Origin of the sequence: Actinocorallia populi (genome assembly GCF_002995495.1) — a bacterium.
Taxonomy (GTDB): domain Bacteria; phylum Actinomycetota; class Actinomycetes; order Streptosporangiales; family Streptosporangiaceae; genus Actinocorallia; species Actinocorallia populi.
The window spans coordinates 684320-703422 of the sequence record NZ_PVZV01000003.1; the positions used below are offsets into that span (position 1 = coordinate 684320).

At 73.9% G+C, this 19103-nt stretch carries 16 protein-coding genes; 11 read left to right on the forward strand and 5 right to left on the reverse strand.

Annotated features, from left to right (window positions below):
* Positions 1–21: 21 nt before the first annotated feature.
* The 6 genes from dpgB to C2865_RS16235 all read left to right on the forward strand — a co-directional run bounded on the left by dpgB (position 22) and on the right by C2865_RS16235 (position 6089).
* Positions 22–711, forward strand: coding sequence for an enoyl-CoA-hydratase DpgB (dpgB, locus tag C2865_RS16210; RefSeq protein WP_106399271.1), 690 nt, complete (start codon positions 22–24; stop codon positions 709–711).
* Positions 708–2045 carry a (3,5-dihydroxyphenyl)acetyl-CoA 1,2-dioxygenase DpgC gene (dpgC, locus tag C2865_RS16215; protein WP_232835630.1) on the forward strand — a complete coding sequence of 446 codons (1338 nt, stop codon included), beginning with the start codon at positions 708–710 and terminating at the stop codon, positions 2043–2045. The genes dpgB and dpgC overlap by 4 nt, the downstream gene beginning before the upstream one ends.
* Complete coding sequence (locus C2865_RS16220) at positions 2042–3679, forward strand: thiamine pyrophosphate-binding protein (protein ID WP_106399272.1); 1638 nt, start codon at positions 2042–2044, stop codon at positions 3677–3679. Before dpgC ends, C2865_RS16220 begins: the two co-directional genes overlap by 4 nt.
* A gap of 5 nt (positions 3680–3684) precedes the next feature.
* On the forward strand, positions 3685–4482 hold the full coding sequence (gene dpgD, locus C2865_RS16225) for an enoyl-CoA-hydratase DpgD (RefSeq protein WP_232835631.1): 798 nt from the start codon (positions 3685–3687) through the stop codon (positions 4480–4482).
* A gap of 81 nt (positions 4483–4563) precedes the next feature.
* On the forward strand, positions 4564–5736 hold the full coding sequence (locus tag C2865_RS16230; RefSeq protein WP_198653357.1) for a metallophosphoesterase: 1173 nt from the start codon (positions 4564–4566) through the stop codon (positions 5734–5736).
* A complete protein-coding gene (locus C2865_RS16235; protein WP_106399275.1) occupies positions 5733–6089 on the forward strand; it encodes an ACT domain-containing protein in 357 nt (118 codons plus the stop codon). The genes C2865_RS16230 and C2865_RS16235 overlap by 4 nt, the downstream gene beginning before the upstream one ends.
* 72 nt (positions 6090–6161) lie before the next feature.
* Here C2865_RS16235 and C2865_RS16240 read toward each other — a convergent pair whose 3' ends face one another.
* Complete coding sequence (locus tag C2865_RS16240; protein WP_106399276.1) at positions 6162–7361, reverse strand: glycoside hydrolase family 1 protein; 1200 nt, start codon at positions 7359–7361, stop codon at positions 6162–6164.
* A gap of 66 nt (positions 7362–7427) precedes the next feature.
* Here C2865_RS16240 and C2865_RS16245 point away from each other — a divergent pair, with 66 nt between their 5' ends.
* Entirely contained in the window at positions 7428–8963 is a 1536-nt protein-coding gene (locus C2865_RS16245; protein WP_106399277.1) for a family 20 glycosylhydrolase, read from the forward strand.
* Between the two features lie 63 nt (positions 8964–9026).
* On the opposite strand, the gene C2865_RS16250 is transcribed toward C2865_RS16245, so the two are convergent.
* From C2865_RS16250 to C2865_RS16265, 4 genes are read right to left on the reverse strand one after another with little or no spacing between them, the layout of a single operon-like run.
* Complete coding sequence (locus C2865_RS16250) at positions 9027–9914, reverse strand: ABC transporter ATP-binding protein (RefSeq protein WP_106399278.1); 888 nt, start codon at positions 9912–9914, stop codon at positions 9027–9029.
* Positions 9911–11656, reverse strand: coding sequence for a dipeptide/oligopeptide/nickel ABC transporter permease/ATP-binding protein (locus C2865_RS16255; protein ID WP_106399279.1), 1746 nt, complete (start codon positions 11654–11656; stop codon positions 9911–9913). Before C2865_RS16255 ends, C2865_RS16250 begins: the two co-directional genes overlap by 4 nt.
* Entirely contained in the window at positions 11653–12594 is a 942-nt protein-coding gene (locus C2865_RS16260) for an ABC transporter permease (protein WP_106399280.1), read from the reverse strand. Before C2865_RS16260 ends, C2865_RS16255 begins: the two co-directional genes overlap by 4 nt.
* Positions 12595–12604: 10 nt before the next feature.
* Positions 12605–14128 (reverse strand): ABC transporter substrate-binding protein, encoded by a 1524-nt coding sequence (locus C2865_RS16265; protein ID WP_106399281.1) that lies wholly within the window; start codon positions 14126–14128, stop codon positions 12605–12607.
* A gap of 203 nt (positions 14129–14331) precedes the next feature.
* Here C2865_RS16265 and C2865_RS16270 point away from each other — a divergent pair, with 203 nt between their 5' ends.
* The 4 genes from C2865_RS16270 to C2865_RS16285 are packed head-to-tail and all read left to right on the forward strand — an operon-like array spanning position 14332 to position 19070.
* Positions 14332–15009 carry a TetR/AcrR family transcriptional regulator gene (locus C2865_RS16270; protein WP_106399282.1) on the forward strand — a complete coding sequence of 226 codons (678 nt, stop codon included), beginning with the start codon at positions 14332–14334 and terminating at the stop codon, positions 15007–15009.
* A gap of 19 nt (positions 15010–15028) precedes the next feature.
* The gene (locus C2865_RS16275) at positions 15029–17266 is read left to right on the forward strand and encodes a beta-glucosidase (RefSeq protein ID WP_106399283.1); all 2238 of its coding nucleotides are present in this window, start codon (positions 15029–15031) and stop codon (positions 17264–17266) included.
* Positions 17267–17276: 10 nt separating this feature from the next.
* A complete protein-coding gene (locus C2865_RS16280; RefSeq protein WP_106399397.1) occupies positions 17277–17855 on the forward strand; it encodes a TetR/AcrR family transcriptional regulator in 579 nt (192 codons plus the stop codon).
* A 21-nt stretch (positions 17856–17876) separates the two neighbouring features.
* A complete protein-coding gene (locus C2865_RS16285; RefSeq protein WP_106399284.1) occupies positions 17877–19070 on the forward strand; it encodes a serine hydrolase domain-containing protein in 1194 nt (397 codons plus the stop codon).
* Positions 19071–19103 lie beyond the last annotated feature (33 nt).

The following is a 19103-nucleotide window of genomic DNA, read 5'->3' on the forward strand; positions in this document are numbered from 1 at the left end:
CCGTCACTGGAGGAAGCAGACATGTCTTCGGCAGACCTCTCTTTCGGCGCCGCGCTGGCCGTGGACGGCGGGCGACCGCTCTCTCCCGCGCTGGTCGAGGAGATACAGGCGTTCTGCGACCTCGTGGAGGACGCCCCGGGCGGGACGGCCGCCGTGATCCGGCTGCACGGCGCGCAGACCCCGCTGGACTGGCCGGGCGCCGTCGGCGTCGACCTGGTCGGCAGGTGGGAGAAGGCGCTGCGCCGGCTCGAGCGGGCGCCGGGCGTGAAGATCGCGGTCGTGGACGGCCCGTGCCACGGGCCCGCGCTGGAGCTGCTGCTCACCTGCGACTACCGGATCGGCGCCCCGGACGCCATGTTCGGGTTCCCGGTGCGGGACGGCGGCGTCTGGGCGGGGATGGCCGTGCACCGGCTCGTCAGCCAGCTCGGCGGCACGGCGGCACGGCGGATGGTCCTGTTCGGGACGTCGCTTTCGGCCCAGCGGGCCCTGGACGCCGGCCTGCTCGACGAGCTCGCGCCCGACCTGGACGGCGCGGCGGCCCGGATGGCCGCGGCCGCCGCCGAGCTGGAGCCGGACGAGCTGGCCATCCGGCGGAGGCTCGTCCAGGACGCGGCGGTGACCGGTTTCGAGGAGGCGCTGGGGATGCACCTGGCCGCGTGCGAGCGCACCCTCGCCCGGCTGCGCGACGGTGCGAAGGGACAGGTCCTGTGAGCGCCGGGCCGGTCGAGGCCGGGCACCGGCGGGCGTGCCCGGACCTCACGGGATCGCTCGCCCGGGACGCCCGCGCCCTCGCCGCCTTCTCGGCGGAGGTCGACGCGCTGCTGGACGCGCTGCCCGCGAGGCCCGACCGGGATCCCGGCCAGCAGCGCACGGCGGGAGAGGCCCTCGACGCCCGGCGGCGTGCGTGCCACGCGTTCCTCCGGCTGCACGCCGAGCCCGTCTACGACGAGCTGACCGGCGGGATGCGGGAGCGCCCGCGCCTGTCGGAGCTGGTGTTCGCCGCCGCCGAGGCCTTCCCCGGCCTGGTCCCCGGCCGGGAGCGGATGGCCGCCGAACGCGAGTTCGCCCAGGCCGACAAGGACGGCCTCGAGATCGACCAGGGGTTCTTCTTCCACGCGATGCTCGGCTCGGAGCGGGTGGGCCACCACCTCCTGGAGTCCATGCTCCACCCGACGCCCCGGGCGCTGGCCCTGCTGGAGGAGTGGCGCCGCACCGGCGCGATGGCGTTCGGCGCGCTGCACCTCGAGCGGCTCGACGGCGCCGCCCATCTCACGATGACCAACCACCGCCGCCTCAACGCCGAGGACGACCGGCTCGTCGACGACCTGGAGACCGCCGTCGACCTGGCGCTGCTCGACGACCACGTCAGGGTCGGCGTGCTGCGCGGCGGGGAGATGAGCCACCCCCGCCACCGGGGCCGCCGGGTGTTCTGCGCGGGGATCAACCTCGTCGACCTGCACGCGGGGCGCATCTCCTACGTGGACTTCCTGCTCCGCCGCGAGCTGGGCCACCTCGGCAAGCTGGTCCGGGGGGTGCGCACCCGGGACGCCTGGCCCCGCCGGACCGTGGACAAGCCGTGGGTGGCGGCCGTCGACTCCTTCGCGATCGGCGGCGGCATGCAGGTGCTGCTGTCGGTCGACCACGTGATCGCCGCCGCCGACGCCTACTTCAGCCTGCCCGCCGCCCAGGAGGGCATCGTGCCCGGCATGGCCAACCTGCGGCTGACCGCGCTCGCGGGGGGCCGCCTGTCCCGGCAGGTGATCCTGAGCGGCCGGAAGATCTGGGCGCACGAGCCCGAGGCCCGGCTGGTCTGCGACGAGGTGGTCGACCCGTCCCGGGTCGGCGCCGCCGTCCAGGAGGCGGCGGCGCGGCTGGGCGGCCCGGCCGTGGTGGCGAACCGGCGGATGATCAACCTCGCCGAGGAGCCGGCCGAGAGCTTCCGGCGGTACGCCGCCGAGTTCGCGCTCGAACAGGCGCTGCGCCTGTACAGCCCCGACGTCATCACCAAGGCGGGCCGCTTCGGCGCGGCCCGTGGCCGCTCGTGAGGCCGGTCGAGGCACTGCTCTCGGTCCTGCGGGACGAGGGCGTCTCGACGGTGTTCGGCAATCCCGGCACCACCGAGCTGCCGTTCGTGGAGGCGCTGGCCGGGGCCGCGGACCTCACGTACGTGCTCGGCGCGCAGGAGGCGTCGGTCGTGGCGATGGCCGACGGCTACGCGCGGGCCACGCGGCGGCCCGCGTTCGTCAGCCTGCACGCCGCGGCGGGGCTGGCCAACGGCCTCACCGGGCTGCTCAACGCGAGCCGGTCGCGTACCCCCCTCGTCGTCACCGCGGGGCAGCAGGACCGCAGGCACCTCGTGCACGACCCCATGCTGTCGGGCGACCTGGTCGGGCTGGCGCGGCCCGCGGTGAAGCAGGCCGTCGAGGTGCAGCACGCGCGTGACCTGCCGGTCCTGGTGCGGCGGGCGTTCGCGGCGGCCGTCCGGCCGCCCGCGGGGCCGGTCCTGCTGTCGGTTCCGATGGACCTGCTGGAGGAGGACGAGCCGGTCGGCCCGCCGCCGGGCCGGTCGCGGCTCGGCGGGGCGGGACCGGCCGCGGGCTGGCGGGAGGCCGCCGCGCTGCTGGCCGGCGCGGCCAGGCCCGCGATCGTCGCGGGGGACGGGGTCGGCCGCGACGACGCCCTGGCGGAGCTGGTCGCGGTGGCCGAGGCGCTCGGGGCGACCGTCTTCCACCAGCCGATGAACGACGGGCTCGACTTCCCGACCACGCACCCGCTGTACGCGTCCGCGCTCGAACCCCGCAACTCCGCGATCCGCGCCGCTCTGGACGGGTATGACGTGGTGTTCGTCGTCGGGACGCGGGCGTTCACCGCCCACCACTACGAGCCCGGTCCGCCGGTTCCCGAGGGGACCTCCGTCGTCCAGCTCGACGACGATCCCGCCGAGCCCGGCCGGGTGTTCCCCGTCGTCCTCGGTCTGGTCGGCGGCGTTCGGGAGACCCTGGCCGTGCTCGCCGGGGACCTCGACGGCCGGGTGCCCCGGGCGTCCGAGCGGATCGCGGCGGCCGGGCGGGCGCACGCCGCCGCCCGCGCCGCGTTGCGGGACCGGGCGGCGGCCGCCTACGGCGACGCGCCGATGGACCCGCTCGCCGCCGTGCACGCCGTGGTCGCCGGGCTGCCCGCCGACGCCGTGGTGGTGGAGGAGGCGATCACCTGCGGGGTGCTGCTGCGGCGGCTCCTGCCGCTGGAACGGCCGCGCTCGTACGTCCACACGGTCGGCGGCGGGCTGGGCTCGGGGATCGGCATGGCCGTCGGCTCCCGGCTCGGCGACCCGTCGCGGCCGGTCGTCGCGGTGCTCGGCGACGGGTGCGCGCTGTTCGGGCTCCAGGGGTTGTGGAGCGCCGCCCGCTATGACGTCCCTGCCGTCTTCGTGGTGATGAACAACGGCGAGTACCGCACGTTGAAGGACACGCTCGACCGGCGGGGGCGGCTCGGCGGCGGCATGCCCGGCTGCCTGGATCTGCGGCCGCCGGAGCTCGACTTCACCGGGGCCGCGCGGTTCTTCGGCGTCGACGCCGTCCGGGCGGGCTCGGCCGACCAGGTCGCCGAGGCCGTGGCCAAGGCCGCCGTGTCCGGGCGCCCCGTCCTGGTCGACGTCCCGATCACCGGCCGCGGGGGGTGAGCACGGTGCCGTCGCGTGTCCTGTACGCCAAGGAAGGCCGTGTCGCGTATGTGACCATCAACCGCCCGGAGGTGCTCAACGCGCTCGACCTGCGCACCCACGAGGAGCTCGCGGAGGTCTGGGACGACTTCGAGCAGGACGACGACCTGTGGGTGGGCGTGCTGTCCGGGGCGGGCGGCCGGGCGTTCTCGGTCGGCCAGGACCTCAAGGAGCTCGTCGCGCTGACCGAGGCGGGCCGGGCGCGCCCCGCGACGTTCGGCAGCCGCGGCAGGCCGGGCTGGCCCCGGCTCACCGAACGTTTCTCCCTCGCCAAGCCGCTCGTCGCCAAGGTCTGCGGCTACGCCCTGGGCGGCGGCTTCGAGCTGGCCCTGGCCTGCGACATCATCGTCGCCTCCGAGGACGCCGAGTTCGGCCTCCCCGAGGCGCGGCTGGGGCTCGTCGCGGGCGCGGGCGGCGTGTTCCGGCTGACCCGCCAGCTGCCCTACCGCACCGCGCTCGGCCACCTCCTCACCGGCCGCCGCCTCTGCGCGTCGCGCGCCTGCGAGCTGGGCCTGGTCAACGAGGTCGTCCCGGCGGCCGACCTGGACAAGGCGGTCGAAGCCTGGCTGGAGGACCTGCTGGCCTGCGCTCCCCTGGCCGTACGCGCGATCAAGGAGGCCGCGCTCACCTCCTCGGCCCTGCCCCTGGCGGACGCCTTCGCCACCCGCTACGTCTGGGAGGAGCGCCGCATGTGGAGCGAGGACGCCCTGGAGGGCCCGCGGTCCTTCGTGGAGAAGAGGCCACCGCGCTGGAAGGGCCGCTGAAACCCTCGTCTCGGGGAGAATGGGAACGGACGGGGGGAACGGTTCGTTCTCTGCGCGTCCTTGATGGAAAAGAGGTGTTCCATGGCGGTGGACGCGGCGGCGCGACCGAACTTCCTGCGGCCGTTGGCGATCGGTGCAGTGCTGGTGACCGTCATGGGTCTGCTGTGGGGTGTCCCCTGGTGGACGCTCGTGGCGGCCCCCGGGTGGGGGACGGGGTGGTTCGTTGCCGGGTCGGTGCTGTTCGCGGTGGCCGCGGTCGCGATGCCCGGATTCAAGCTCCTCGGGCACCGCAGCGGGCACGACGGCATGTCCGTGGCCGGGGACACCCTGATCGGGGTCGCCTGGGTGCTCTTCACGTGGTCCGTGCTGGGCAACGTGCTGCGGGCCGTGCTGGCCGTGGCCGGCGTCGAGCAGACCGGAAGGGCCGCCGCCCTCACCGTCCTCGCCGTCTCCGCCGCGCTGCTGGCCTGGGGGTACGCCGAGGCGATGCGGGTGCCCCGCGTCAAGAGGGTGGACGTGGTCCTGCCCAGGCTCGGCCCCGGCCTGGACGGCACCCGCGTGGTCCTGCTGACCGACACCCACTACGGCCCGACCGACCGCGCCGCCTGGTCGCGCAAGGTCACCGAGGTGGTGAACACCCTCGACGCGGACATCGTCTGCCACACCGGCGACATCGCCGACGGCACCGTCGCACGGCGCCGCGAACAGGCCGCCCCGCTCGCCGACGTCCAGGCCAGGGCCGCCCGCGTCTACGTCACCGGCAACCACGAGTACTACGGCGACCCCCTCGGCTGGATCGCCCACCTGGACGGCCTCGGCTGGCAGCACCTGCACAACCGCCACACCGTCGTCGAGCGCGGCGGCGACCGGATCGTCGTCGCGGGCGTCGACGACGCCACCGCCCACCACTCCGGCCACCCCGGCCACCGCGCCGACCTGGCGGCCGCCCTCGACGGAGCCGACCCCGCCCTGCCGGTCCTGCTCCTGGCCCACCAGCCCAAGCAGATCCCCGCCGCCGAGGAGGCGGGCGTCGACCTGCAGCTCTCCGGCCACACCCACGGCGGTCAGATCTGGCCGTTCAACCTCCTGGTCCGCCTCGACCAGCCGCACGTCGCGGGCCTGTCCCGCCGCAACGACCGCACCTGGCTCTACACCAGCCGCGGCACCGGCTTCTGGGGCCCGCCCTTCCGCGTCCTCGCCCCCAGTGAGATCACGCTCCTCGTGCTGCGCGGCGCTCCTACACTGGCCGGATGACCGCACTGACCCTGGGGGTCGTCCCGTCCTCCTTCGTGATCGAGCACCTGCCGCACACCACCCTGCCCGAGGACGACGACTGGATCGCCCTGGTCCGCGCGCCCGAGGGCCTCACGGTCGTGCGGGACGCCGCCCCGTGGGCCGAGGCCGAACGCTGGACGGGCCTGTACGCCACCGGCCACGACCTCGACACCCCGGGCCTGCTCGCCTCCGCCGTCGCCCCGCTGGCCGAGGCGGCCGTGCCGGTGTTCGTCGTCTCCACCTTCCACGGCGACCTCGTCCTCACCCCCGAACGCCTGCAGAAGACCGCCGCCGCCGCACTGGAGGCGGCGGGCCACAGAGTCCTTCCCTGACCCCTCAGCTGGGGGCCACCGGATCCCGCCCTGCTCCGCGGCGTCCGGGAAGGCGCCTCGCAGATCCCGCGTTCACTCCGGGAGGGCGGGGAGGGTGCGGGTGCGGGAGATGTCGCCCAGCCAGCGGGCGGAGGGCTTCGGGGTGCGGACGAAGGTGCGGCGGTCGACGGCGATGAGGCCGAAGGTGGGGCGGTAGGAGCCCCACTCGTAGTTGTCCAGGGCGCTCCAGTGCAGGTAGCCGCGGACGTCGGCGCCTTCGGACATGGCGGCGGCCAGGCCTGCCAGGGCGCCGTGGGTGTAGGCGACGCGGCGGGTGTCGTCGGCGGTGGCGATGCCGTTCTCGGTCACCAGGATGGGGACGTGCGGGCCCACGACGCGGGCGGTGTGGCGGACGGCCTCGCCGAGGGAGGCGGGGTAGTACTCCCAGCCGGTGATGGTCTTCTCCGCGTCGGCGGGGACGGGCAGCGGTCCGTCGGCTGAGACGCGGGTGCGGGTGTAGGACTGGACGCCGATCCAGTCGTCGTCGCGGGCGGCCTCCAGGAAGCGGTCCTCGCGCGGCCAGGCGTGGCGGCGGCAGACCTCCTCCGCGCCGGGTTCGGGCTGGTAGACCTGGTTGGCCACCGTCCAGCCGATGCGGAACTGCGAGGAGACGCCGCGCAGGGCGTCGCGGGCGGCGTGGTGGGCGGCGATCAGGCCCTCGCTGAGGGCGTCCTCGGGCTCCAGCAGCTTGAAGTCGACGCCCGCGCCGCCTTGGCGGATCGCGGTGTGCATCAGGGCGACCATGTTGGGCTCGTTGATGGTCGCGACGTAGCGGACCCGTCCTTCGAGGATGGGGGCGACGGCCTGGGCGTAGGCGGTGAACCGCTGGGCGGCGTCGGGCGCCGTCCAGCCTCCGGCCGCGGAGAACCAGCGGGGCGAGGTGAAGTGGTGGAGCGTGACCACCGGCTCCAGGCCGCGGGCGTGCGCGCCGTCGATCATCCGGCGGTAGTGGTCCAGCGCCGCCTGGGAGAAGCGACCGGGCTCGGGTTCGATCCGCGCCCACTCGACGCTGAAGCGGTAGGCGGTGAAGCCGAGGTCGCGCAGCAGGTCCATGTCCTCGGGCCAGCGGTGGTAGCTGTCGGCGGCGTCCCCGCTCGGCTCCTCCACCCCGCTGCCCTCGCGGTTCTCGAACGCCCACCAGTCGCTGTTGACGTTGTTGCCCTCGATCTGGTGCGCGGCCGTCGAGGCCCCGAAAAGGAAGCCCTCGGGGAAGGTGAACGTGTGCTCCGGCATGCCCGGCTCCTCGCCTGCGGATAATGAAAACCGTACAGTGAACGGTTTTCAGAGTACACTCCCGCCATGAGCACCGAAAGACGCAGCGCCCTCTCCCGCGCCTGGAAGATCGCCACCGCGGAGCCCGCGCTGCGCGGCACCGCCGGAGTACTGGAATCCCTGCTGGCCCCGCACCTGTCCCGGCCGGCGCGGGACGGCCGGGTGCCGGGGACGATCCGCCTGGTCCTGGGCGAATGCGGCACGGGCCCGGAGACGCTGGGCATCTCGCCGCGCGGGGACGAGCGGCCGGACGAGCACCACGAGCTGCTGCTCGCCCCGGACGAGATCGTCTGCACCGCCCGCACCCCCGAAGGCGTCTTCCGCGCCGCCGTCGCCGCGGTGCGCGCGATGGCGGCGGCCCCGGACGGGGAGCCCGGCGGCGGCCGCGTGCAGGACGGCCCGCGCTACGCCTGGCGCGGCCTGCTGGTGGACCCGGCCCGCCGCTTCCTCCCGGTCGAGGACGTGCGCCGCCTGATCGACCTGGCCGCCCTCCACCACCTGAACGTCCTGCACCTGCACCTCACCGACAACGAGGGCTGGCGCCTGGAGATGGCCGGCCGCCCCCTCCTCACCGAGGGGCAGGAGGGTGCCTTCTACACCGCGGCCCAGTACCGGGAGCTGCAGGACTACGCCGCCGCCAGGTTCGTGACGATCGTCCCGGAGATCGACCTGCCGGGCCACACCTTCGCGGTCATGCGCGCCTACCCGGATCTCGGGACGATGCCCCGCCCCTCCTGGATGCCGGCCGACGCGCCCATCACTCCCCCGCTCGACCCGCACGACCCGGCCTCCCGCGCGTTCGTCGCCGAAGTGCTGACCGAGACCGCCCGCCTCACCGACGGCCCGTACGTCCACATCGGCGGAGACGAGGCCTTCGGCATCGACGGCGAGTCCTTCGCCGAAGCGGTGCGGTCGTCCCGGGCGGCCGTCCGGGCGGCGGGCAAGCGCCCCCTGGGCTGGCAGGAGTCCGCCCGCGCCGGGACCACGCCCGAGGACGTCTGCCAGTGGTGGGTGGACGTCCCGATGATGGACCTCCCGGCGAACGAGGAGGAGCGCGCCGCCCGCCCGGACATCCTCAAGGCCGGTCACACGATGGCCTTCATCGTCGCGCTGAAGCGCTTCTTCGCCCCCACGGACGACGACCTGAAGCGCATCACCGACGGCGGAGGCCGCGTCCTGCTGTCCCCGCAGTCCCACCTCTACCTGGACCGCCCCTACGACTCCTCGGTCGTCCCCGAGGAGCACCGCGAGCGGTCCGCGCGGCTGGGCTTCAACTACCGCCCGCGCGACGTGCGCCACACCGCGGCCTGGGACCCCGCCTCCTACGGGCTCCTCCCCCACCAGATCGCCGGGATCGAGGCGACCGTCTTCGGCGAGTCGCTCCACGGCCTCGACGACCTCGCCTTCCTGCTGCTCCCCCGCCTCGCCTCGCTCGCCGGCACCGCCTGGACCGGCTCCCCCGAGCCGTGGGAGACCCACCGCGAGACCCTCTCCGGCCTGGCCCGCCTGTGGCGCGAACGCGGCCTGGACTTCATGCCGACGACGGAGGTCGACTGGCCCTGAGCGCGCGAAGGGCGGCCACCCGGGGGTGGCCGCCCTTCGCCGGCGGTCAGGTGGCGGAGCCGCTCAGGAGACCCCGGTCTCCTGGGCGAGCTCCCGCCTGCGCCTGCGCTGCTCGTGCACGTCGGCCACCGGGGCCGACAACATGAGGGCCCGGGTGTAGGGGTGCTCGGGGCGGGCGGTGACCTGGTCGGCCTCGCCGGTCTCCACGAGTTCTCCCTGATGGATCACCGCGACGCGATGGCTCATGTAGCGGACGACCGACAGGTCGTGGGAGACGAAGAGGTAGGAGACGGCCGTCTGCTCCTGGATCTCCAGGAGGAGCTCCAGGACCGTGTGCTGGGTGGTGAGGTCCAGCGCGGAGACCGGCTCGTCGCAGACGATGAGCTTCGGACGCAGCGCCAGGGCCCGTGCGATGGCGACGCGCTGGCGCTGGCCGCCGGAGAACTCCCGGGGCAGGCGGTCGGCGGCGTCCGCGGGGAGCCTGACGCGTTCCAGCAGCTCGCCGACCCTGCCCCTGGCCTCGCGGTCGGCGGTCCCCTGGGCGATCAGGGGCTCCATCAGGGTGTCGCCGATGCTGAAGGACGGATTCAGCGAGGTGTACGGGTCCTGGAAGATCACCTGGAGGTCGCGGCTGAGCTCGCGGCGCCGGCGCGGGGCGGCGCGCTCGATGCGCTCCCCGTCGAAGGTGATCGTCCCGGCCTGGACGGGGACGAGGCCGAGGACGGCCCGCCCGATCGTCGTCTTGCCCGATCCCGACTCCCCGACCAGGCCGAAGGTCTCGGCGGGGCGGATGTCGAAGGAGACGCCCTTCAGCACCCGGGTGCGGGTGCGGCGGCGCGCGGCGAAGGAGACCTCCAGGCCCGCGACCTCCAGCAGCGGCCGAACCGGCTCCCGGGGGCCCGGGGGTCGTCCCCCGGACCGGTCTGATCCGTACGGCTGGTGGGTGCTCATGTCGTCGCCTTTCGCGGTCGCCAGGCCGGGCGGGCGGGGACGTGGTCGAGCACCGCGTCCAGGAGCCCGCGGGTGTAGGGGTCGGCGGGCGCGTGCAGGACCTGCTCGGCCGTGCCGCTCTCCACGATCCGCCCCTCGCGCATGACGGCGACGCGGTCGCACAGGTCGGCCACGACGCCGAGGTTGTGGGTGACCAGCAGGATCCCGAGGTCGCGTTCCCGCTGCAGCCTGCGCAGCAGTGCCAGGATCTCGGCCTGGACCCGGACGTCGAGCGCGGTGGTCGGCTCGTCGGCGATGAGCAGCCGCGGCTCGCACGACATCGCCCCCGCGATGAGCACCCGCTGGGCCATGCCGCCGGAGATCTGGTGCGGGTAGGAGCGGAACGCCCGCTCGGGGTCGGCGATCTCCACCATCCGCAGCAGTTCCAGCGCCCGCGCGGCCGCCTCCTTGCGGGAGAGGCCGAGCTTGCAGCGGATCGGCTCGACGAGCTGGGCGCCGATGGTGAACGCCGGATCGAGGTTGCTCATCGGCTCCTGCGGCACGTAGGCCACCACGTCTCCGCGCAGGGCGCGGTGCCGCCGCTCGGACAGCCCGACGACCTCCTGCCCCTCGATGAGGACGCTGCCGCGGGACACCCGTCCGCCTTCGGGCAGGAGCCCCAGGACGGAGAAGGCGGTCTGGGTCTTGCCCGACCCCGACTCCCCCACCAGCCCGACGACCTCCCCGGGCCGCACGTCCAGGTCCACCCCGTGGACGACCTCGCGGTCGCTCCCGTCCGGGAGCGTGTAGGCCACGGCCAGGCCGCGCACCGACAGCAGGGCGGCGCGCTCGTCGCCGGCGGCCGGCTCCGGCGCGACCGGGGCCTCGGCCGTGCGGCGGACGGCGCGGTCGGTGCTCCCGCCGCGGTCCTCCAGCACGTCGCGCAGCGCGGCCGCCAGCAGGACGAGCGCACCGCTGGACAGCCCGAGCGCCAGTCCCGGCCAGAGCAGCAGCAGGGGTGCGCGCTGGATGTTCTGGAAGGCCTCGTTGAGCATGGCGCCCCAGGTGGGGGCTCCGTCGCCGCTGCCGATGCCGAGGAACTCCAGGCCCGCCTGCAGCCCGATCGCCACGCCCGCGACCAGCGCGATCTGGATGATGATCGGGCCGCGCACGACGATGAGGACGTGCCGGGAGATGATCCGGGCGTCGCGCAGGCCGGAGACCCGGGCGGCGTCGACGTACAGCTCACCCCGCACCTGGACCACGATGCCGCGCACCAGCCGGAAGAAGGCGGGCGCGACCAGGAACCCCAGCACGACCATGAGCACCCAGGCGGTGGAGCCGAGCACCGCGCGGGAGGCCAGCAGGACGACCATCGCGGGCAGCGCCATGATGAGGTCGGAGACCCAGCTCGCGACACCGTCGAACCAGCGGCCGTAGTACCCGGCGGCCAGCCCCGCCGGGACGCCGAGCGTCAGCGCCACCACCACCGAGAGCACCGCCCCGCCGAGCGTGGTCCGTCCGCCGTACAGCAGCCGGGACAGCACGTCGCGCCCGGCGGAGTCGAAGCCGAACGGGTGCCCGCCGGACGGTCCCCGGAAGGAGTCGCGCAGCTCGGAGACACCGGGCCCCTGGGCGGCCAGGACCGGTGCGAGCAGCACGGCCAGGACGATGAGGCCCAGGACGAGCGCCGAGACCAGGCCGAGCGGGTGGCGCAGCAGCCTGCCCGGCACGCCCCTGCGGGGCGCGGGTGTGCCGCTCATGAGGTCCTCGCCTTCGGGTTGAGCCAGCCGATGAGGATGTCGACGATCAGGTTGATCAGGACGACCCCGATGACGGTGAACACGACCAGCGCCATGATCACGGGGATGTCGCCGCGGGTGGTGTAGCTGACCGTCATGCTGCCGATCCCGGGCAGCCCGAAGATCTGCTCGACCAGCACCGCGCCGCCGAGCAGGCCGACGAACTGCATGCCGAGCACGGCCAGCGCGGGCGCGGAGGCGTTGCGCAGCACGTGCCGGAACACGATCCGGGCCGGGGACAGGCCGCGGGCGCGCAGGGTGCGCACGTAGTCCTGGCGCAGCACCTCGATGACCGAGCCGCGCACCTGCTGGGAGACCCCGGCGATCGATCCGATCGACAGCGAGAGCACCGGCAGGGCGATGGTGGACAGCCAGCCGGAGGCCGACTCGGTCAGCCCCGTGTAGCCGATCGCGGGGAACCAGCGCAGCTGGACGGCGAACACCAGCACGATCACCAGCGTCACCAGGAAGCCCGGCAGGGCGTACCCGACCACGCCGAGGACCTGGACGAACCGGTCGACGGCGCCGCGCCGCACCCCGGCCCAGACGCCGAGCAGGAACGAGACGACGGTCGTGATGAGGGTGACGCTGACCATCAGGCTGGCGGTGACCGGCAGCCGGTTGCGCAGGGCCTGGGTGACGTCCTCGCCGCTGAACCAGGAGGTCCCGAAGTCGCCGCGCAGGGCGTGCGCGAGCCAGTCCAGGTACTGGGCGAGGACGGGCCGGTCCAGGCCGAGCTCGTGGTTCTTGGCCGCGACCTCCGCCTGGCCGGCCCCGCTGCCCAGGAGCTGGCGGGCCACGTCGAGGTCGGGGATCGACAGCAGCAGGTACGCCAGCAGGGAGATGACGAAGAGGAGGAACACGCCGGCGGCGAGCCGGCGTGCGATGAACGTCAGCATGATGTCCGGATCAGGCGGGGCTGTAGTTGTAGATGGACGGGACGGCCATGCCCGACTGCGGCGTCGCCTTGACGTCCTTGTCGGACACCAGCAGGTAGCTCATCCGGTAGAAGGGCAGGTACCAGCCCTGCTCGACGAGGTGCTCGTTGAGCGCCTTCAGGTCGGCCTCGGCCGCGTCGGGCTTCGCCTGGACGGAGCCGACCAGCTTCTTCACCGTGTCGTCGGTGGTGCCGAACATGTTGAAGGTGCCGGGCAGGACCAGGGTGCGCAGCACGATCCCGTCGACGGTGTCCAGCCCCATGTTCATGACCATGCCCGAGTACTCCTTGTTCACGAAGACCTTCTGGAGCACGGCGGGGTCGGGGGCGTCCCACACGAGTTCGACGCCGATCTTCTCGAGGTCGGACTTCAGGGACGCGGCGAGGGCGTCGTTGACGATGGCGGTGACCCGCGGCAGGCGCAGCTTGAAGCCCTTCTCGTAGCCGGCCTCCTTCAGCAGCGCCTTGGCCTTCTCCGGGTCGTGCGGGTAGGCGGTGTCCAGCGCGGGGTCGTAGGCGGCGGTCTCGGGCCCGAACACCTGGGCGGTGACCTCGCCGCGGCCCTGGCGCAGCGCCGAGAGCATGGTCTCGCGGTCCACCGCGTGGTTGAGGGCCTGCCGGACGCGGGCGTCGCCCAGCGCGGGCGTGACCTTCCCGCCGCGGTCGAACAGCAGGATGCCCTGGAAGTCGAAGTTCACGTCGGTGGTGGTGACGTTCGGGTCGGACTTCATGCTGACCTGCTGGCCGACGTCCTGGAGCAGGGCGGTGTCGATCTGGTCGGTCTTGAGGCCGTTGACGATGGCCGTCTCGTTGTCGAAGACGGACATGGTGACCGTGCCGTAGGGCGGCTTCTCGCCCCAGTAGTCGGGCGAGCGGGTGTAGACCCACTTGGTGCCGACGACGGTCTTGGCCGCGTCGAGCCGGTAGGGGCCGGTGCCGACCGGCTTGGTCTTCAGCTCCTCCTCCTTGGCGAAGGCGGCGGGGCTGGCCATCAGCCCGGCGGAGTCGCTGAGGTAGAACAGCAGGCCGGGGTCGGGCTGGGCGAGGACGAGCTTGACGTGGGTGGCGTCGACGACCTCGATGGAGGTGACGGCCGCCAGGTCGGTGGCGTCGGCGCCGCCGCCCTTCTTGAACCGCTCGAGGTTGGCCTTGACCGCCTCGGCGTCGAACGCGGTGCCGTCCTGGAACTTCACGCCGGTGCGCAGCGTCAGGGTGAGCTCGGTGCCGGCCTCGTCGAAGGCCCACTCGGTGGCGAGCATCGGGCTGTAGGTGCCGTCGGGCTCGCGCTTGACGAGGGTGTCGTACACCGCCTGGAAGAACGGGAGGGCGCTGCCGTTGGCGACCTTGGGGTCCAGGCTCTGCGGCTTGGTCAGCGTCGCAATGTCCAGGGTGTCGTCGGATCCGCCGGACCCGCCGCTCGTGTCGGCGCACCCCGACAGGGCGAAGGCTGTGGTGAGGGCGGCGGCGACCAGGGCGGTCTTCGCGGATCTCTGCATGTCACTCACTCCGGATCAGGGGCGGAAATGGGGGATTCTGTCTGGATGTTGGGCGAGCATACACACGGAACTAACCACGTGGTAGGTTTTGCGCCATGAAATCTACCAAGTGGTAAGTTCCGCTCTCGACCTGGGGTGATCACCAAGGTCGTAATGTCTTACGGCGACCCTCACCGAGCCGAGCAGCACCTCAGGAGCCCTCCGTGACCGACCAGACCAGTCCGACGAAGCCGGCGAAGCCGACGAAGGGCGAACGCACCCGCGCCCGCGTCCTGGACGCCGCCGCCGAGCTGTTCTCCGGCTCCGGCTTCCACGCGGTCTCGCTGCGGGACATCGCCGCCCGGGCCGGGATGACCCACGCCGGGCTGCTGCACCACTTCCCCGGCAAGGAGGCGCTGCTCATCGAGGTGCTGGGGCGGCGCGACCGCGAGGACGCCCACGTGATCTTCCGGCTCGACCCCGACACCGAGCCGAGGGACTTCCTGGCCCAGCTCGTCGGCATCGCCCACCGCAACATGAACACCCCCGGCCTCGTCGGCCTCCACGCCAAGATCTCGGCCGAGGCCGCCGATCCCGAGCACCCCGCCCACCGCTACTTCGTCGAGCGGTACCGGCTGCTGCGCGACCGCCTGACCCGCGCCTTCACCGCGCTGGCCGCCCGCACCGACCCGCCCGGCGGCTACGACCCCGCGCTGACCGCGCAGATGCTCCTGGCCCAGATGGACGGCCTGCAGACCCAGTGGCTCCTGGAGCCCGACGCGGTCGACATGCGCGCCGCCATGGTCGCCTTCTTCGCCCGGCTCGGCCTGGACTTCAGCGACGTGCCGGCCTTCCCCAACCTCCACTCCGGCGCGCCGCCGGAGCCTTCCCACCACCCGTGACGACCAGAGGCCCGAACGTATGAACCTCCCCGCACCCAGCGACCTCACCCTGGCCGAGAAGGCGTCCCTGACCTCGGGCGACAGCACGTGGGAGACGGCCGCCGTCGGCGACCGGGTGCCCGCGGTCGTCCTGGCCGACGGCCCGCACGGCATCCGCCGGCAGGACCCCGCCTCGGGCGACGCGCTCGGACTGCGCCACAGCATCCCCGCGACCTGCTTCCCGCCCGCCGTCACGCTCGGCTCGTCCTGGGACGCGGAGCTGGCCCGCCGGATCGGGGAGGCGCTGGCCGCCGAGGCCTCCGCGCTGGGCGTCCACGTCGTCCTGGGCCCCGGGGTGAACATCAAGCGCTCCCCCCTGTGCGGACGCAACTTCGAGTACTTCTCCGAGGACCCGCTGATCAGCGGGGTGATGGGCGCCGCGCTGGTCACCGGGATCCAGTCGCTGGGCGTCGGCGCCTGCGTCAAGCACTTCGCGGTCAACAACCAGGAGACCGACCGGATGCGCGTCAGCGCGGACGTCGACGAGCGGACGCTGCGCGAGATCTACCTGCCGGCGTTCGAACGCATCGTGCGCGAGGCGCGGCCGTACGCGGTGATGACCTCCTACAACAAGATCAACGGCGTGTACGCGAGCGAGAACCGGTGGCTGCTGACCGAGCTCCTGCGCGAGGAGTGGGGCTTCGACGGGCTGGTGATGTCCGACTGGGGCGCCGTCAACGACCGGGTCGCCTCGCTGGCCGCGGGCCTGGACCTGGAGATGCCGCCCACCGGCACCGACGAGCGGATCACCGCGGCGGTCCGCGCCGGCGACCTGGACGAGGCGCTGGTCGACGCCGCCGCCGAACGCGTCATCCGGCTGGTGCGGCGCGTCCAGGACATCCCGCGCCACGACGGCTGGGACGTCGACGCCCACCACGAGCTGGCCCGCGAGGCCGCCCGGTCGGCGGCCGTGCTGCTGAAGAACGACGACGGCCTCCTGCCGCTCGACCCCGCGGCCGCCCAGCGCGTCGCGGTCATCGGCGAGTTCGCCCGCACCCCCCGCTACCAGGGGCACGGCAGCTCCCACGTCGTGCCCACCCGGCTGGAGAACTCCTGGGACGCGCTGCGGGCCGCCGTCGGCCCCGCCACCGAACTGGCCTTCGCGCCGGGCTTCACCCTCGACGGGACGCCCGACGCCGAACTGCTCGCCGAGGCCGTCGCCGCGGCCCGCCGGGCCGACACCGCCCTGGTGTTCCTCGGGCTGCCCGACCGGGCCGAGTCCGAGGGCTACGACCGCACCACGCTCGCGCTGCCCGCCGACCAGATCGAGGTGCTGCGGGCGGTCTCGGCCGCCTGCCCCCGGGTCGCGGTGGTGCTGGCCAACGGCGGCGTCGTCGACGTCGCGTCCTGGCAGGACTCCGCCGGGGCGATCCTGGAGGGCTGGCTGGCCGGGCAGGCGGGCGGTGCCGCGCTGGCCGACCTGCTCCTGGGCTTCCACAGCCCGTCCGGGCGGCTGACCGAGACCATCCCGCTCCGCCTCGCCGACACCCCCTCCCACCTGCACTTCCCCGGATCCGACGGGCACGTCGTCCACGGCGAGGGCCGCTATGTGGGCTACCGCCACTACGACACCCTCGACGTCGAGGTCGCCTACCCCTTCGGCCACGGGCTGAGCTACTCCCGCTTCGCCTACGCCGACCTCGAGGTCACCGGGACCGGTGATGACGCCTGGACCGTCGAGGCGACCGTCACCAACACCGGCGACCGGTTCGCGCACGAGGTGGTGCAGCTCTACACCGCCTTCACCGAGGAGGCCCCCTCCCGCCCCCGGCACGAACTGCGCGGCTTCACCAAGGTGGGGCTGGCGGCCGGGGAGTCCCGGCGCGTCTCCTTCACCCTCACCGGACGCGACCTCGCCCGCTGGTCCCCGTCCCGGCACTGCTGGCGCGTCGACCCCGGCGCGTTCACCGTGGAGATCGGCGCCTCCTCCCGCGACATCCGGCTGCGCGCCGAGGCCACCACGCCCGGCGACGGCCTGGTCGACGAGCTCGGGCCGATGTCCACGCTCGGCGAGTGGCTGGACCACCCGGACGGCAGGAGGGTCCTGGGCGAGCACCTGAAGCGCGCGGGAGCCGCGGGGCTGGCGCGCGAGGACTCCCCGCTGATCGGCCTCGCCCGCGGCATCCCCCTCATCAAGTTCTCCACCTTCGGCATCGGCCTGAGCCCCGAGACCGTCGCCGAACTGGTGGCCGCGGTGCGCGGGACCGCCACGCATTAGAGTGCGGGTCATGACCAAGCGCGGCCCCTACCGGAAGGGCGAGACCAAGCGCGCCGAGATCCTCCAGGCGGCGCTGGAGATCTTCGCCGAGGAGGGGTACCGGGGGACGTCGCTGCGCAAGGTCGCCGCCCGGTGCGGGCTGAGCCTGCCGGGCGTCATGCACTACTTCGAGTCCAAGGAGGACCTGCTCGTGCAGGTCCTCCGCAGGCGCGACGAGGTGGAGAAGGAGCGGCTGGCCGAGCTCACCGGCCTCGGCGGCTCGCTCGACACCCTCCGCGAGGGCATGCGCACCCCCGGCCTGGTGGAGCTGTTCGTCTCCCTGGCCGCGAGCGCGGGAGAGCACGGGCACCCGGCCGCCGAGTTCTTCCCCCGGCGCTACGAGGAGCTGCGCGCGATGCTGGCCCGGCGCGTCCAGGAGGCCATGGACGAAGGGCAGTTCGCCTCGCCGATCCCCGCGGAGCGCCTCGCCGTCCTGCTGCTGGCCGTCGCCGACGGCATCCAGCTCCAGTGGTTGTCGGACCGGTCCCTCGACATGCGCACACCGGTCGCCGACGTCCTGCGTCTCCTCAAGCCGTCCGACGGCGGCTGAGCTCCCCGAGGAAGGGTTCCCATGGCCGAGATCCACGGCACCGCCGTGCCCGGTTTCGAAGAGGTCCGCGAGGGCTTCGCGCTGGGGCAGCGCGACGACGGGGGCGCCGCCCAGCTCGCCGTCTACCAGGACGGCGAGCTCGTGGTGGACCTGTGGGCCGGCGGCGACCCGGTGTCCGGGCGCGCGGTCGACGGCGACACGCTGACCGTCGTCATGTCGGTCACCAAGGGCGTGCTCGCCACGTGCGTCCACATGCTCGCCCGGCGGGGCCTGCTGGACCTGGACGCCCCGGTCGCCGCGTACTGGCCCGAGTTCGCCGCGCGCGGCAAGGCGGGGATCACCGTGTCGGACCTGCTCGCCCACCGGTCGGGCCTGTCAGGTCTCGTCCGCGGCGGCGAGCCCGACTGGTTCGACTGGGACGCCTGCGTGCACGCGCTGGCGGAGGCGGCCCCGCTCTGGGAGCCGGGCACCGCCGCCTGGTACCACACCTTCACCTACGGCCACCTGGTCGGCGAGGTCGTCCGCCGGGCCGCCGGCCGGACGCCGGGCGAGCTGGTGGCGGAGCTGGTCTGCCGGCCGCTGGGCCTGGACCTGTGGATCGGCCTGCCCGAGGAGCAGGAGCACAGGTTCGTCCCCCAGCACTCCGACCGGCCGCCGACCACCGAGGCCGAGGCCGTCGCCCTGCTCTCCGGCTGGGGGTTCGATCCGGACGACCCGCTGGTCGGCGCCACCGTCGGCGCCCACCTGGCCGTCGACGCGTCGATCTCCGGCTTCAACACCCGCCGGGCGCACGCCGCGCAGGTCCCGGCGGCCAACGGCGTCTCCAACGCCCGCTCCCTGGCCCGCATGTACGCCGCGACCATCGGCGAGGTGGACGGCGTCCGCCTCCTGGACCCCGCCGCCGTGGCGCGGGCCGTCGCCCCGCAGACCGACGGCCTTCCCGCGCCCGCGCCCTTCGACCGCCTGCCGTCGGATGATCCGGCCCGGTTCGGCCTCGGCTACGAGCTGCCGCGCAGGGGCCTCCCCATGCTCGGTCCCGGCTCCTTCGGCCACGCGGGCGCCGGCGGCCGCCTGGCCTACGCCCAGCCCGCCACCGGGACGGCCGTCGCCTACACGTGCGCCGGCATGACCTGGCCGAAGACCGGGCCGGAGCCGCGCTGGGTCCCCTGGACCGAGGCGCTCCGCCGCGCCGTGTCCGCGGACGGGCGGGACTGACCGCCGCGCCCCGGCCGTCCTCTCTCCGAGCGG

Excerpts from the sequence above, each read along its gene's own strand:
- C2865_RS16260 (WP_106399280.1), bottom strand. The coding sequence starts at position 12,594 with ATGCTGACGTTCATCGCACGCCGGCTCGCCGCCGGCGTGTTCCTCCTC.
- C2865_RS16285 (WP_106399284.1), top strand. The coding sequence starts at position 17,877 with ATGGCCGAGATCCACGGCACCGCCGTGCCCGGTTTCGAAGAGGTCCGC.
- C2865_RS16240 (WP_106399276.1), bottom strand. The coding sequence starts at position 7,361 with ATGCCGGAGCACACGTTCACCTTCCCCGAGGGCTTCCTTTTCGGGGCC.
- C2865_RS16280 (WP_106399397.1), top strand. The coding sequence starts at position 17,277 with ATGACCAAGCGCGGCCCCTACCGGAAGGGCGAGACCAAGCGCGCCGAG.
- C2865_RS16230 (WP_198653357.1), top strand. The coding sequence starts at position 4,564 with ATGGCGGTGGACGCGGCGGCGCGACCGAACTTCCTGCGGCCGTTGGCG.
- C2865_RS16235 (WP_106399275.1), top strand. The coding sequence starts at position 5,733 with ATGACCGCACTGACCCTGGGGGTCGTCCCGTCCTCCTTCGTGATCGAG.
- C2865_RS16245 (WP_106399277.1), top strand. The coding sequence starts at position 7,428 with ATGAGCACCGAAAGACGCAGCGCCCTCTCCCGCGCCTGGAAGATCGCC.
- C2865_RS16275 (WP_106399283.1), top strand. The coding sequence starts at position 15,029 with ATGAACCTCCCCGCACCCAGCGACCTCACCCTGGCCGAGAAGGCGTCC.
- C2865_RS16255 (WP_106399279.1), bottom strand. The coding sequence starts at position 11,656 with ATGAGCGGCACACCCGCGCCCCGCAGGGGCGTGCCGGGCAGGCTGCTG.
- C2865_RS16265 (WP_106399281.1), bottom strand. The coding sequence starts at position 14,128 with ATGCAGAGATCCGCGAAGACCGCCCTGGTCGCCGCCGCCCTCACCACA.
- C2865_RS16250 (WP_106399278.1), bottom strand. The coding sequence starts at position 9,914 with ATGAGCACCCACCAGCCGTACGGATCAGACCGGTCCGGGGGACGACCC.
- dpgB (WP_106399271.1), top strand. The coding sequence starts at position 22 with ATGTCTTCGGCAGACCTCTCTTTCGGCGCCGCGCTGGCCGTGGACGGC.